The following is a 14095-nucleotide window of genomic DNA, read 5'->3' as shown; positions in this document are numbered from 1 at the left end:
CACCTTACGCATGTGATACCGAGTTGGTGGCCGCGAGGGCGTGAATGTCCAGCACCCGGTCCGGCCAGCCGGCCACGAAGGCCTGCTCGTGGCAGACCACCACCACAGTCCCGGCATAGTCCTGCAACGCCTGTTGCAGGGCCGCCTTGACGGCGACATCCAGGTGGGTGGTCGGTTCGTCCAGGATCAGCAGGTTGCTGGGTTGCAGGGCCAGTCGGCACAGTTTCACCCTGGTCTGCTCCCCGCCACTCAGGGCGGCGATCGGTTGCAGTGCCAGCTTGCCCGTGATGCCGACCCGGGCCAGATGCTGCCTGGCGCCCTTGTCATCGAGGGCGGGGCAGGCGGCCTTCACCAGGGCGAGCGGGCTGGCATCCGGATGGGGCCAGTGCAGCGCCTGTTCGAAGTAGCCCGCCTTGACCCCGGGGGCGAGACTGAGCCCACCGCCCAGGGGAGCCAGCTCCCCCGCCAGCGTCTTGAGCAGGGTGGACTTACCGACGCCGTTGAACCCGGCGATCACCACCTTCTCCCCCCGGCTGAGGGTCAGAGTCAGGGGCGCCAGCAGCGCGCGATCATGGCCGATGACCAGTTCAGAGGCGGCGAGCACCTGCTGGCCGACGCCCCCGGCGCTGCGAAACGCGAGGGAGACCCCCTTGTCCCGCTCCGGGCTGGTCAGGCGCTCGATGCGCGCCAGCTGCTTCTTGCGGCCGTTGGCGATGCTGGCGTTGACCCCGGCGCCGTTCTTGGCGATGAACCGCTCCAGCTTGTCGATCTGCCTCTGCTGCGCCTGGTATTGCCGGGCGTGAGCGACATCATCCGCCCCCTTCTGGGCCATGGCCTTGTCGAGGTTGCCCTGGTATTTGCGAAGCTGCAGGCGATCGATATCGCAGATGCCGGTGGCGATGCGGTTCACGAAATCCCTGTCGTGGGAGACCACCAGGAAGGCGCCCGCGAAGCCTTCCAGGTAGCTTGCCAGCCAGGCGACGTGGGCGCTGTCCAGGTAATTGGTCGGCTCATCGAGCAGCAGCAGATCCGGCGAGCGCAGCAGCAAGCCGGCCAGCATCACCTTGTGGCGCTGGCCGCCGCTCAGATTGGCCAGGCGGGTCTGCATGCCGAGCTGGGTGAGGCCAAGGCCGGCGGCCACCTCGTCGATCCGGCTCTTTAACTGGTAAAACGACTGGCTCTCCAGGGTGGTCTGGAGGCTGGCGGCCAGGGCCAGCTGATGGGGCTGGGCACAGCGCGCCGGGCTGGCATAGATGGCCATCATCTCCGCCTCGGCCCGATAGAGGGGGGCAAAGGCCGTTTGCAGATATGCCCGTATCGTCAGTTGCCCGTCCAGCTCCGCATGCTGGTCGAGATAGCCCCGGTCAAGACCGGGCTGCCAGAGAATATCCCCGGCGTCAGGCTGGCGCTCCCCCTGGAGCAGCTTGAGCAGGGTGCTTTTGCCGACGCCGTTCCTGCCGGTGATGCAGATATGTTCGCGGGGAAGCAGGGTGAAGCTGGCGTCCTGGTACAGTGTCTTGTCACCGAGGTGACAGGTCAGATGGTGAATGCTGAGCAGACTCATGGTGCTATATCCATAAAAAAACGGGGGCGGTACTTGGCGTACCGGCCCCCGTTCCAAGCAATGTTGAAACTTTGTCCTGAAGATCAGAAACAAAAAGGCCGGCGATGAAGCATCTCGCCGGCCTTTCTCCTGTTCTCATCAGACGCGGGGTCGCCTCCCTCTATGGAGGGCGCAAGCGCTATCTGATGAAGATTCAGAAGAGATGGGCTCCGGGCAACACTTCATCGTGTTAGTGCACGGAGCACAGCCTCCTGACAGAGCATTTGAACAGGATGTACAACATTGCAGAGCAGTCCAACATGAAATCTGGACGCAAAATACGCAGATCCCGGGGGAGAGTCAACCCGAACGCCCCTGACCAGGCCTGCTTAGCTCGGGTCTATGGGGGTCTGGCGGGAGCGCCATGGCGGGCTCCGCGAGAAGCCAGACAGCCGTCTGGTAGGGGGCAAAGCAGCACTCTGGCTGGCCGGGGTAGTTGCCCATCAGCAAGCTGGCACCGCTGGCTAGCTTGTCAAAATGGGGCATGGGCAAGGGGTCTGCGGTGAGATTGGCGAGCAGCAGCAGCACTTGAGTCTGGCCGGTGGCGGGATCCCGCCACCGGCGGCGATAGCCGATGCGCAGGGGATCGTCCCCACCCAGCAGCTCGAAGTCGCCATGGCGAATGACGGGGTGGGTCTTGCGCAATGCAATCAGCCGGCGATAGCAGTGAAACAGGGAGTCGGGGCGGGCCAGCTGCTCGGCGGCGTTGATCTCCAGGTAGTTCCCGTTGAGCGCGATCCAGGGCTCTGCCGTGCTGAAACCCGCCCGGGGGCCCGAGTCCCACTGCATCGGGGTGCGGGCGTTGTCACGGCCGATGGCATCGAGGCGGCGGGCGAGCTCGGCGGGCGCCAGATCCGGCTGGCTGGCGCTGTAGTTGATGGCTTCCACATCGCGCAGCTCCTCTGGCTGCCAGCGGCGGTTGGTCATGCCAAGCTCCTCCCCCTGATAGATGAAGGGGGTGCCCTGCATCATGTGCAGCACCAGGGCCCACTGCTTGGCACTCAGCTCGCGCCATTCGGTGCTGTCGTTGCCGAAGCGGGAGACGGCGCGGGGCAGGTCGTGGTTACCCAGAAACAGGCTGTTCCAGCCCTGGCCGTGCAGCCCGCTCTGGTGGCGGGCCATGGCGCCTTTAAAGGTGAGGGGGTCAAAGCGGGAGGTCCATTTGCCCTGCCCCAGCCCCAGGTGCTCGAAGTTGAACACCATGCTGAACTCGCTGTCATCTGGGTTCGAATAGCGCCTCATCTGGGCCAGATCTGCCCCCCAGGTTTCACCGACCGTGATGATCCCCTTGCCGCCGAAGCTGGCGTCGCTCAGCTCGCGGATATAGTCGTGCAGGCGGGGGCCGTTGCTCATGGCAAGGGGCGACCACTCTTTGCTCACCATGTCGATCACATCGAAGCGAAACCCCTTGATGCCCCTGGCCAGCCAGAAGTTGATCACCTCCGCCATCTCGGCCCGCACCGCCGGGTTGTCCCAGTCCAGATCGGCCTGGCTCGCATCGAAGTTGTGCAGGTAGTAGCTGCCGAGCGCAGGCACGAATTCCCAGGCGCTGCCGCCGAAGATGGAGTCCACCGGGTGGGCATCGACGAAGGCCTGGTCTCGAAAGACGTAGTAGGCCTGATAGCGGGGATCCCCCGCCAGCGCCTGCCTGAACCACTGATGTTCGGTGGAGGTGTGGTTGGCGACTATGTCCATCATGATGCCCATGCCGTGGGCGGCCGCCTCGGCAATGAGCGAGTCCATCTCGGCCAGGGTGCCGAAGGCGGGGTCGATGGCGCGGTAATCCGCCACGTCGTAGCCGTTGTCCCGCCTGGGGGAGCGATAGACGGGGGTGAGCCAGAGCAGGTCCACCCCGAGCGTCGCCAGGTAGTCCAGGCGCTGGCGGATGCCGTTGATGTCTCCCATGCCATCGCCGTCGCTGTCCTGAAAACTCATGGGGTAGATCTGGTAGATAACGCACTGCTCGAGAGCGAGAACGGGGTGAGGATGCATCAGCGCGGCCGGTGGCGAAGTGGTCCTGCCATGTTACGCAGAGGGCGCCGGGGACGACAGGGTGGTGAGGGCCTTGAAAAGGGTTCCATTATTGGCTGATTGCCAAAACTGCGGGCAGGGTCACAACAGCGCCATCCCGGCCTGAGGGGGGGCGGAATGGCGGCGAACTCATATGGTCGCCGCCATGGGCCCTTATCGGGTCGCTTCGGTCTGTCCGGCGCCGGGGGCCTGCTGGCGTTCGGCCTGGGCGTCCAGCTCCTTGCCGAGGAAGTAGTTCAGGAAGGTGCGGATCACCGCGATGATGGCGAGGCGAACGAGCTCCTCCTTGCTCGGCGCGACTGTGGTGGCCAGGATGTCGGCGGCGAGCTGGAACTCCAGGGCCAGGATGAGCCAACTGCCGAAGCAGAGGCGAATGCGCGGAAAACCGGGCTCGTGATCCCGCACCCGCGCCGCCAGCCAGAGGGTCTTGCCAAGTCCAATCACCACGCAGGCGATGGAGATGATCTCCAGCAGCAACTGGAACAGCTCGACCCCGTGCATCATGCCCTCTTTCAGGCTCGCTATCTCAAACACTGGGATTACCTCACTGATTCAAAAGAGACACTTTTAGCACGGCATGGGGCCGGATCCAACTCAGAGCCCCTTGAGCAGCATGGCGACCTGCGCGATGGTATGACGGGCCGCAGGGCTGATGCCCGCCAGCTGGAAGAAACCGTGGATCACCCCGAGCTGTCGCTGACAGGTAGCCGTAACACCGGCTTGCAGCAGTTTGCCATAGAGGGCTTCCCCCTCGTCACGCAGGGGATCGTACTCGGCCGTGAGGATATGGGTGGGCGGCAGCCCGGCAAGATCAGGATGGTGCAGCGGGCTCGCCTCGGGATGGCTGGCGGGCAGCTCGCCCAGATAGGCCTGAAATCCGCTGAGCAGCATGTCGCGAGTGATAAGGTAGTCCTCACCGAGCTGCCGATAGCTGTCACTGTCGCCCGCTGCATCGAGCATGGGATAGATGAGGATCTGGGCGGCGGGCAGTGGCGCTCCCGCCGCCTTGAGCCGCAAGGTGGTGACCAGGGCGAGGTGGCCACCGGCACTGTCGCCTGCGAGTGCGACCCGCCAGGGATCGCCGTGCCACTGCGGCAGTGCGGCCAGGATGGCGAGGGTCGCTGCCAGCGCGTCGTCATGGGAGGCAGGATAGGTATGCTCGGGGGCGAGGCGGGTGTGCACGGCAAACACCAGGGTATGGGCGCTGTTGCACAGCATCCGCATCTGGCGATCGTGGGTCTCGAAATCCCCGCTGACGAAACAGCCGCCGTGGAAATAGATCAGCACCGGATAGGCGGGGCAAGGGGGGCACTTGGGCCGGTAGAGCCGGATGGCGTAGTGATCGGCCTGCCACTCTTCGATGGCGCCCACCTCTGCCCGCTCGCCCCCCAAGACGGCAGAGGCAAGATAGCCCTCACGCCGCTCTTGCCAGCTCAGGCCACTCGCCTTGGGGCGGCCTGCGGCGATGAAATCCGCCACCATGGCCGCAATGGCCGGTTCAAGTTGTGTATCCATAACGCACCCATCAACTGTATATAAAAACAGGTATTGTGCGCTTTTGGCCCGGGAGCGCAACCGGCGTTAGCTGAGGCAGCTCACAAAATCAGGCTTCAATCAGTGTGAATTCAATCACATAGAGCGGCGGCAGTGCGGGGTAGATGTCCCGGATGACGGTTTTGAGCTCGGCAAGGGTCATGTTCTCCTGGCGAGCGTGCTCGTCGGTCAGCTCATCGAAGGCCACGGGGATGACCGAGAGCACCTCTATGGCACCAAAGGGCTGGTGCTCCGGATTGGTGAAGAGCGCGAGCCGCTGGCCGGGCTGCCAGTTGGCCTCGCTCTCGTCGCGGATGGTGATGGTCTTGCGGCCGGACTGAATATCGGCGACGAAGCGGCCGAAGAAGGTGAATTCCGGGTAGGTTGGGGTGTGAACTGACATCTTCTCTCCGAAGGACAAGGGGTGGGCAGGGGCCGGCTCAGCGAGCGGCTGGCCCATTCTAGGTGTGCCGATGAGGGCGCGCAGCACTTTTTGCCCGGGCGTGCGAGGGACGGGCGCCGGCGCCCTTGCTCTGCCCTGCAAAGTGGCCGCAAGTGAACCCGAATGTGCGATGATGTGGGCTCCTCTTTCTTGATATGTAACAAAATGGAGGGGGACTGGCTGTGGTCTGATGGCGTCTGGCGCGGTTCTCCGCCCGGCGGACATGAACGAAAGGAGCGAGTGTGAATTCCGAGTTGATCTGGGTGCTCAGTATGCTGGTGGGCGCCATCTTCCTGTTTATTACCAACAGGGTGCGCATGGATGTGGTGGCCTTGTTGATCATCATCCTGTTCGTGTTGAGCGGCACCCTGACGCTGCCACAGGCGCTGGCGGGGTTCAGCGATCCCAACGTCATCCTGATCGCCGCCCTGTTCGTGGTGGGGGAGGGGCTGGTGCGCACCGGGATCGCCTACCAGGTGGGGGATGCCCTGGTGAAGGTGGCGGGCAGCAGCGAGACCCGGCTGCTGGTGCTGCTGATGGTGGCGGTGGCGACCCTGGGGGCCGTGATGAGCAGCACAGGGGTGGTGGCCATCTTCATCCCCGTGGTGCTGAGCGTGGCGAACCGGATGGGGATCCCGGCGGGACGGCTGATGATGCCCCTCGGCTTTGCCGGTCTCATCAGCGGCATGATGACGCTGGTGGCCACGCCGCCCAACATGGTGGTGAACAGCGAGCTGATGCGCCATGGCATCCAGGGCTTCGGCTTCTTCGGTTTCACCCCCATGGGGGTGCTGATCCTCGGGCTGGGGGTGATCTACATGCTGCTGATGCGTAACCGTCTGGTGCATGAGGGGGAAGAGGGCAAGGGCAAGCAGGCGGGGCGCAGCACAATGCGCGACCTCATCCGCGACTATCGCCTGGCTGGCCGGGCGCGCCGCCTGGCGATCCGCCCCGACTCTCCCCTGATAGGCCAGACCCTGGACGAGCTGCAGCTGCGTGCCCGCTTCGGGGCCAACGTCATCGGGCTGGAGCGCTGGCGCAAGTTTCGACGGGTGATGGTGACCGTCTCCGGCGTCACCGAGTTCCAGGCCAAGGACGTGCTGCTCATCGACATGTCCGACCCCGAGGTGGATGTGCGGGAGTTTTGCAGCGAGGCGCGGCTCGAACCCATGATATTGCGCGGGGAGTACTTCTCGGATCAGGCGCGGGAGGTGGGCATGGCCGAGGTCTCCCTCATTCCGGGATCCCGGCTGCTCGGCAAGAGCATCCGCGAGGTGACCTTTCGTTCCCGCTACGGCCTGAGCGTGGTGGGGATCCGCCGCAACGGCGAGGCGCTCACCGGCAAGCTGGTGGATGAGCCGCTGCTGATGGGGGACAGCCTGCTGGTGGTGGGCAACTGGAGCCTCATTCGCCAGTTGCAGACCCATCACAGGGATTTCCTGCTGCTCGGCCTGCCTGCCGAGGTAGACGAGATGGCGCCGGCCCGCAGCCAGGCCATCCACGCCCTGATCGCCCTCGCGGTCATGATAGTGCTGATGGTGACGGATCCCGTGCCCAACGTCATAGCGGCGATCATCGCCTGCCTGCTGATGGGCAAGTTCCGCTGCATCGACATGGAGAGTGCCTACAAGTCCATCCACTGGCCGACCCTGATCCTGATCGTCGGCATGTTGCCCTTCGCCCTGGCGTTGCAGAAGACCGGCGGGGTGGATCTCATCGTCGGCGGGCTGATCTCGGCGGTGGGGGAGATGGGGCCCCGTGTCATGCTGGCCAGCCTGTTCGTGCTCTGCGCGGCCATCGGGCTCTTCATTTCCAACACGGCGACCGCTGTGCTGATGGCGCCCATTGCGCTCGGCACGGCCCAGCAGATGGGGGTCTCTCCCTATCCCTTCGCCATGACCATCGCCATTGCCGCCTCGGCGGCCTTCATGACGCCGGTCTCCTCACCGGTCAATACCCTGGTGCTCGGGCCCGGCAACTACAAGTTCATGGACTTCATCCGCGTGGGCGTGCCCTTTACCCTGCTGGTGATGGTGGTGAGCGTCATCGCCATCCCCTGGTTCTTCCCGTTCTGACAAGAGGAAACAGAGACAAGCGGCCTGCGGGCCGCTTTTTAGTGGCCATCAATCCCGACGCTGCGGGGTGAGGTCCTGGGCTGACAAGCCAGTGAGCAGGGAGAACGGCAGGGAAGGAGAGGAGACAAGGGCTGAAATCCGGGCACAAAAAAACCAGCATGAGCTGGTCTGTTTGGTACTGCCTTGATGGTGCGGAAGGAGAGACTCGAACTCTCACGCCTAGGGCGCCAGAACCTAAATCTGGTGCGTCTACCAATTTCGCCACTTCCGCAATATTAATGGTGGCTATGACGGGATTCGAACCTGTGACCCCCGCATTATGAGTGCGATGCTCTAACCAACTGAGCTACATAGCCGTCTTGTGACCGACTCTCGTCGAAAACAAGTAAAAATGGCTGGGGTACTAGGATTCGAACCTAGGGATGGCGAGATCAAAACCCGCTGCCTTACCGCTTGGCGATACCCCAACGACGATGCCTGACAGAGACTATCAAACATCTTCTAAAAATGGCTGGGGTACTAGGATTCGAACCTAGGGATGGCGAGATCAAAACCCGCTGCCTTACCGCTTGGCGATACCCCAACTGAACAACTTGTAAATGGTGGCTATGACGGGATTCGAACCTGTGACCCTCGCATTATGAGTGCGATGCTCTAACCAACTGAGCTACATAGCCGTCTTGTGACCGACTCTCGTCGAAAACAAGTAAAAATGGCTGGGGTACTAGGATTCGAACCTAGGGATGGCGAGATCAAAACCCGCTGCCTTACCGCTTGGCGATACCCCAACAGTGCTCCTCGGCAGTCATGAGACTGGCCAAAGAACTTTTAAAAATGGCTGGGGTACTAGGATTCGAACCTAGGGATGGCGAGATCAAAACCCGCTGCCTTACCGCTTGGCGATACCCCAACTGAATGATTAATGGTGGCTATGACGGGATTCGAACCTGTGACCCTCGCATTATGAGTGCGATGCTCTAACCAACTGAGCTACATAGCCAACCGTGCTTCCAGTGAGTCGTTGCCTCGTCACTGTGCGGCCGGAATTATGCGTATCTGGCTCTGGGGCGTCAACCCTTTTTTTGCCAGAAAAACCGAATTTGGGTGCGTTTGGCGAGTTATTGGACGCTGTCGCGCAAAAGCCCAACAATCTGGTTTTTTTTGCGACATTTGGCAGCAGATCCGCAACCTGCGCCCATAACAAAGAGGCCAGCAAATGCTGGCCTCTCATGGGGTTAGACGTTGAACAGGAAGTTCATGATATCGCCATCCTTGACGATGTAGTCTTTCCCTTCGGCGCGCATCTTGCCCGCTTCCTTGGCGCCTTGCTCACCCTTGTAGGTGATAAAGTCGTCGAAGGCGATGGTCTGGGCGCGAATAAAGCCTTTTTCAAAGTCGGTGTGGATCTTGCCCGCCGCCTGCGGGGCGGTGGCGCCGACCGGAATGGTCCAGGCGCGCACTTCCTTCACCCCGGCGGTGAAGTAGGTCTGCAGGTTCAGCAGCTCGTAACCTGAGCGGATCACCCGGTTCAGACCCGGCTCTTCGATCCCCAGATCGGCCATGAACTCGGCGCGGTCGGCGTCGTCCAGCTCGGCGATGTCCGCCTCGATGGCGCAGCAGACCACCACCACAACGGCGTTCTCGGCGGCGGCGATTTCACGCACCTTGTCGAGGAAGGGATTGTTGTCGAAGCCATCTTCCGCCACGTTGGCGATGTACATGGTGGGTTTCAGGGTCAGGAAGTTGAGGTGGGCAACGGCCGCCAGCTCTTCCTTGTCCAGCTTCATGCCGCGGATCATCTGGCCGTTTTCCAGGGCAACCCGAATCTTTTCCAGGGTCTCCACTTCCAGCTTGGCATCCTTGTCGCCGCCCTTGGCGCGCTTGGACTGACGGTGGATGGCGCGCTCGCAGGCGTCCAGATCCGACAGGGCCAATTCGGTGTTGATCACCTCGATGTCATCGGCCGGGGAGACCTTGCCCGCCACGTGGATGATGTTCTCGTCCTCGAAGCAGCGCACCACGTGACCTATGGCTTCGGTCTCGCGGATGTTGGCCAGGAACTGGTTGCCCAGACCCTCGCCCTTGGAGGCGCCCGCCACCAGACCGGCGATGTCCACGAACTCCATGGTGGTCGGCACCACGCGCTGGGGGTTGATGATGGCCGCCAGCTGGTCGAGGCGGGGATCCGGCATGGGGACCACACCCGTGTTCGGCTCAATGGTGCAGAACGGGAAGTTGGCGGCTTCGATGCCGGCCTTGGTCAGCGCATTGAACAGGGTGGATTTGCCTACATTGGGCAGGCCCACGATACCGCATTTAAAACCCATGAATTGTTACCTTACGTGATGGATGCTGTGAGGGGCCACGCGGGCAGCCCTGTCATATTGTGCGAGCCTGACTCAGGTCAGGCATCTGTATTCAGACTTTCTCGGCCTTGAAGCTGTGCAGCCGGTTCATGGCCTTGGTCATGTCCTGCTTGAACAGGATGTCGGTGGCGCGCAAAGACTCATCCAGTGCGGCCTCGATCAGGCTCTGTTCACTGCTGGGCGCCTTGGTCAGCACGAAACCGGCGACCAGCTCCTTGGCACCGGGATGACCTATCCCGAGGCGCAGCCGGAAGAAGTTATTGTTGTTGCCCATCCTGGCGATGATGTCTTTCAGGCCATTGTGGCCGCCGTGACCGCCGCCCTGCTTGAACTTGGCGATGCCGGGGGGCAGGTCCAGTTCGTCGTGGGCCACCAGGATCTCCTCCGGGACTATCTGGTAGAAGCGGGCCAGGGCCGCCACCGCCTTGCCGGAGAGGTTCATGTAGGTGTTCGGGATGAGCAGCCGCACATCCTGCCCCTCCACCAGGAAGCGGGCGGTGTGGCCGAAGAACTTGGGCTCTTCGCGCAGGCTGACATTGTGCCAGCGGGCTAACTGCTCCACATACCAGGCCCCCGCGTTGTGGCGGGTCTTGGCATATTCGGGGCCGGGATTACCCAGCCCGACAATCAGTTTGATTTGATGGGTCACGCTTGATGTCTTCACTCGCTACTTGCCATGAGCGGATGGCCCGGGGCAATGGGACGCAATATTCTAGCCGCCGAGTGGCGATCACTCAACCAAAGCTCGGCGAGCGGGGGGAATAACCCGGGAACCGGGTGCCAACGATCGCCAGAACGGGCCTGGTCAGGCCCGTTTCTGACGCAGCGGCTCAAGGGGCGTCGGCTTGACCGGCACGCAGCAGGGTCACCGTCTCTTCATCCAGGGCGGTCACCAGGGGGCGGGCATGACGCACATAGTCCACGAACGAGGCTGCGTCTGTGCCGCAATCCACCTTGGCCGCCTTGCAGTCGAGGGCCTTGCCCGGCCCATAGACGGCGCTGAGCTGCTCGCCGCGCTGTGCCACTGCCAGCACCGGGAAGGCGGTCAGCTGGCCCGCGACCCAGGCGAGATCCACCCGCTCGGCACTCTGGCTCTCTGGACTCTGATTCTCTGGACTGTGGCGCTGGGCCCGTGCCAGGGCCTGCCAGCCGTCGTTGCCGTTGGCGCTGTAGGCGTTGGTCACCACCCGGTAGCGCTTTGTATCCACCAGATCCTGCCACTGACCCTCGGCCGTCTTCCACTGCAGGCGAGTCAGCTGGCCCGCCTTGCCTGCGTCGGTCTCCTGGAAGCTGTAACGCAGGTGGCCGCCATAGGGGAACTTGCCCGCATGAGCGCTGGCGGGCAGGGTGGCGGTGATGGTCTCGGTCAGCAGGGCCCGCACCTCGGCGCCGGAGAGGGTCAGCACGCTGAGCGGGTTCTTGAACGGCAGCAGGCTGAGGGCCGCCTCCCCTTCACGCAGTTCACCGGCGGGCAAGTCGGCACGCACGCCCCCCACCGCCAGCAGGGCGAAGTCGACCGGGCCGCCGGTCAGGGCCTGCACCTGCGGGGTGTTGGCCCAAAAATATTGGCCTTCCGCCACCAGGGGCGCGACGTCGGAGCCGTGGTTGTCGCTGCCGTTGTCGCCGGGGCGGCGGGCATTTTGCAACGGCGCGGGAAGGGTGCCGATGACGGGGCCGTAGGCCTGCTCCAGCGCCGGTTTGTAGTGGCTGTCGATGATGCCGCGCAGGCGCGGATCCTCATCCACCGTCACCAGGTTGGGCTGGGCGTCGATGAACTTGCCGGCCTGCTGGCTGCGGGTCTTGTCCAGCGTCTGCTGGCGGGCCGGATCGGCGAAGAAGTCGCGGCTGGCCAGCAGCTGGTTCTGACCCTTGCAGGCGATGACCCGGCCCTGGGCGTCGAAGCTGACCCGGGCAAGGCCGATGGCCTGGGCGTAGGATCCCGCCTGCACCACGCAGGTCAGGCCGACGCCGTCCGGATTGGTGACCAGCGCCGCGTATTCCCCCGTCTTGCCCCAGCCGATGTTGCGAAAATCACCGAGCAGGCTGTGGGAGTGGCCGCCGACGATGGCATCGATGCCATTCACCCTGGCGGCCAGTGCCAGATCCCGGGCGTTGCCGATGTGGGTGAGGGCGACGATCCGGTTGATCCCTCTGGCCTGCAGCAGGTCGACCGTGGCCTGGGCCGAGACCACCTCCCTGGCAAAGCGCAGCTTGCCGACGTTGGGGGAGATGTTGGCCATGTCCTCCAGCACCAGCCCGATGACGGCGACCAGCTGCTTGTCTGCGGGCAGATGGTCGAGATCGGTGACCGGGCTCTTCTGGTTGCCATCGAAGGCATAGACCACGAAGGGCTTGAGGTTGCTGGCCTGGCTCAGATCCGGATCGTCGCGGCTGTCCAGATTGGCGGCCAGCACCGGGAAGTTCACCCCCTGGATGAAGCGGGCCAGCTTCTGGTTGTCGAGATCGAACTCGTGGTTGCCAAGGGCCATGGCATCCAGGCCGAACTGGCTCAGCAGCTCGGCATTGGCCATCCCCTCGTTGAGCTTGAAGTAGCCGCTGCCCTGCCAGGCATCGCCGCCGTGCAGCAGCAGTATCGGCTGGTTCTTGGCGAGCGCCTCGGCCTGGAAGGCTTTCGTCATGGTGAGCAGGCGCGGATAACCGCCGAGGCGGGTGTAGAGGGTGTCGGTTTCCCCCTGCCTGCCGAAGAGGGGCCCCTTCAGCTCGGCGTTGACCGGGTCGAACTGGGAGTGGGTGTCGTTCATGTGTGCCAGGGTCAGGGTGAAGGGCGGATCCTGCTGGCCGGTCAGGCAGGCAGAGAGCAGGGCGCACAGCGGGAGGAGAGTGAGGAGACGCAAGCACTTCATGGGGACATCCTTTACCTGCGGGGGCAGGGCATTACATTGACCAGGCTTGAAAAAACAAAAACCGCCAGTTGGCGGTTTTTGTCACAACGGGGTCTATCAATGCTCAAACATGGCAGAGATGGACTCTTCGTTGCTGATACGACGGATGGCCTCGGCCAGCACGGAGGAGAGGGTCAGCTGCTTGACCTTGCCGACGGCTTTCATCTCCGCGGTGAGCGGGATGGAGTCGGTGATGATCAGCTCGTCGATGACCGAGTTCTTGATGTTCTCCACTGCGGTACCGGAGAAGACCGGGTGGGTCGCATAGGCGAACACGCGCTTGGCACCGCGCTCTTTCAGCGCTTCTGCGGCCTTGCACAGGGTGCCGCCGGTGTCGATCATGTCGTCGACGATGACGCAGTCACGGCCAGCCACGTCACCGATCAGGTGCATGACCTGGGAGACGTTCGGACGGGGACGACGCTTGTCGATGATGGCGATGTCGGTGTCGTCCAGCAGCTTGGCGATGGCACGGGCACGGACCACGCCGCCGATGTCCGGCGACACGACCACGGGGGATTCGAGGTTCTTGGACTTCATGTCTTCCAGCAGCACAGGGCTGCCGAACACGTTGTCTACGGGGACATCGAAGAAGCCCTGGATTTGCTCGGCATGCAGGTCAACGGTCAGCACGCGATCCACACCCACGCTGGAGAGGAAGTCGGCGACGACCTTGGCGGTGATGGGCACACGGGCGGAGCGGACGCGGCGGTCCTGACGGGCATAACCAAAGTAGGGAATAACGGCAGTGATACGGCCAGCTGAAGCACGACGCAGTGCATCCACCATGACGATCAATTCCATCAAATTGTCGTTGGTCGGGGCACAGGTGGATTGAATGATGAAGATATCGCCACCGCGTACATTCTCATTGATCTGTACGCTGATCTCGCCGTCGCTAAAGCGACCTACGGCAGCATTGCCGAGTTTGATAAACAGGCGATCTGCGATCTTCTGGGCTAGTTCCGGCGTTGCGTTACCAGCAAACAGCTTCATGTCAGGCACGGTTTGAAACCTCGGGGTTGCATCCAGTATGTGGGGAGTCTGATTCAGACCCGTATCGTTTGGGGGCAAACGATTTATCAAGATAACGGACAAGGTCTCTGGAAGTTCATGGTGGCGCCGGATTACCCGGGTGGACG

At 62.9% G+C, this 14095-nt stretch carries 10 protein-coding genes and 8 tRNA genes; 1 reads left to right on the top strand and 17 read right to left on the bottom strand.

What is annotated here, in order from left to right; genetic code table 11:
• Window positions 1-4 precede the first annotated feature (4 nt).
• The 5 genes from AC1IN8_RS05475 to yqfB all read right to left on the bottom strand — a co-directional run bounded on the left by AC1IN8_RS05475 (window position 5) and on the right by yqfB (window position 5570).
• Window positions 5-1564 (bottom strand): ABC-F family ATP-binding cassette domain-containing protein, encoded by a 1560-nt coding sequence (locus AC1IN8_RS05475; RefSeq protein WP_479758309.1) that lies wholly within the window; start codon window positions 1562-1564, stop codon window positions 5-7.
• A 339-nt stretch (window positions 1565-1903) separates the two neighbouring features.
• Complete coding sequence (locus AC1IN8_RS05470) at window positions 1904-3538, bottom strand: alpha-glucosidase (RefSeq protein WP_479758308.1); 1635 nt, start codon at window positions 3536-3538, stop codon at window positions 1904-1906.
• Between the two features lie 249 nt (window positions 3539-3787).
• Window positions 3788-4168, bottom strand: coding sequence for a DUF1622 domain-containing protein (locus AC1IN8_RS05465; protein WP_319912766.1), 381 nt, complete (start codon window positions 4166-4168; stop codon window positions 3788-3790).
• 60 nt (window positions 4169-4228) lie between these two features.
• Window positions 4229-5149, bottom strand: a complete 921-nt coding sequence (locus AC1IN8_RS05460; protein WP_479758307.1) for an alpha/beta hydrolase — start codon at window positions 5147-5149, stop codon at window positions 4229-4231.
• 88 nt (window positions 5150-5237) lie between these two features.
• Window positions 5238-5570 (bottom strand): N(4)-acetylcytidine aminohydrolase, encoded by a 333-nt coding sequence (gene yqfB / locus AC1IN8_RS05455; RefSeq protein WP_479758306.1) that lies wholly within the window; start codon window positions 5568-5570, stop codon window positions 5238-5240.
• A gap of 281 nt (window positions 5571-5851) precedes the next feature.
• On the opposite strand from yqfB, the gene AC1IN8_RS05450 reads away from it, so the two are divergent.
• Window positions 5852-7684 (top strand): SLC13 family permease, encoded by a 1833-nt coding sequence (locus AC1IN8_RS05450; RefSeq protein ID WP_265435828.1) that lies wholly within the window; start codon window positions 5852-5854, stop codon window positions 7682-7684.
• A gap of 187 nt (window positions 7685-7871) precedes the next feature.
• Here the strand turns inward: AC1IN8_RS05450 and AC1IN8_RS05445 are convergent.
• The 12 genes from AC1IN8_RS05445 to AC1IN8_RS05390 form a co-directional block, all read right to left on the bottom strand.
• Window positions 7872-7955, bottom strand: a tRNA-Leu gene (locus AC1IN8_RS05445).
• Window positions 7956-7963: 8 nt separating this feature from the next.
• Window positions 7964-8040, bottom strand: a tRNA-Met gene (locus tag AC1IN8_RS05440).
• 36 nt (window positions 8041-8076) lie between these two features.
• Window positions 8077-8151 (bottom strand) — tRNA-Gln (locus tag AC1IN8_RS05435).
• 41 nt (window positions 8152-8192) lie between these two features.
• A tRNA-Gln gene (locus AC1IN8_RS05430) sits at window positions 8193-8267 on the bottom strand.
• A 17-nt stretch (window positions 8268-8284) separates the two neighbouring features.
• Window positions 8285-8361, bottom strand: a tRNA-Met gene (locus AC1IN8_RS05425).
• Window positions 8362-8397: 36 nt separating this feature from the next.
• Window positions 8398-8472: transfer RNA gene (locus AC1IN8_RS05420), tRNA-Gln, on the bottom strand.
• A gap of 47 nt (window positions 8473-8519) precedes the next feature.
• Window positions 8520-8594 (bottom strand) — tRNA-Gln (locus tag AC1IN8_RS05415).
• Window positions 8595-8607: 13 nt separating this feature from the next.
• Window positions 8608-8684, bottom strand: a tRNA-Met gene (locus AC1IN8_RS05410).
• 235 nt (window positions 8685-8919) lie between these two features.
• A complete protein-coding gene (gene ychF, locus AC1IN8_RS05405; protein WP_005330171.1) occupies window positions 8920-10011 on the bottom strand; it encodes a redox-regulated ATPase YchF in 1092 nt (363 codons plus the stop codon).
• Window positions 10012-10102: 91 nt separating this feature from the next.
• Window positions 10103-10699: an aminoacyl-tRNA hydrolase gene (gene pth / locus AC1IN8_RS05400; RefSeq protein ID WP_005330168.1), complete on the bottom strand. Its 597-nt coding sequence runs from the start codon at window positions 10697-10699 to the stop codon at window positions 10103-10105.
• Window positions 10700-10880: 181 nt separating this feature from the next.
• Window positions 10881-12914, bottom strand: a complete 2034-nt coding sequence (locus AC1IN8_RS05395; RefSeq protein WP_479758304.1) for a bifunctional metallophosphatase/5'-nucleotidase — start codon at window positions 12912-12914, stop codon at window positions 10881-10883.
• A 96-nt stretch (window positions 12915-13010) separates the two neighbouring features.
• Window positions 13011-13958 carry a ribose-phosphate pyrophosphokinase gene (locus AC1IN8_RS05390; RefSeq protein WP_139435637.1) on the bottom strand — a complete coding sequence of 316 codons (948 nt, stop codon included), beginning with the start codon at window positions 13956-13958 and terminating at the stop codon, window positions 13011-13013.
• Between the last annotated feature and the right edge of the window lie 137 nt (window positions 13959-14095).

Source organism: Aeromonas sp. 130281, from assembly GCF_056642115.1.
Note: the sequence above shows the minus strand (reverse complement) of the source record. Positions and strands in the feature narration are given on the sequence as shown.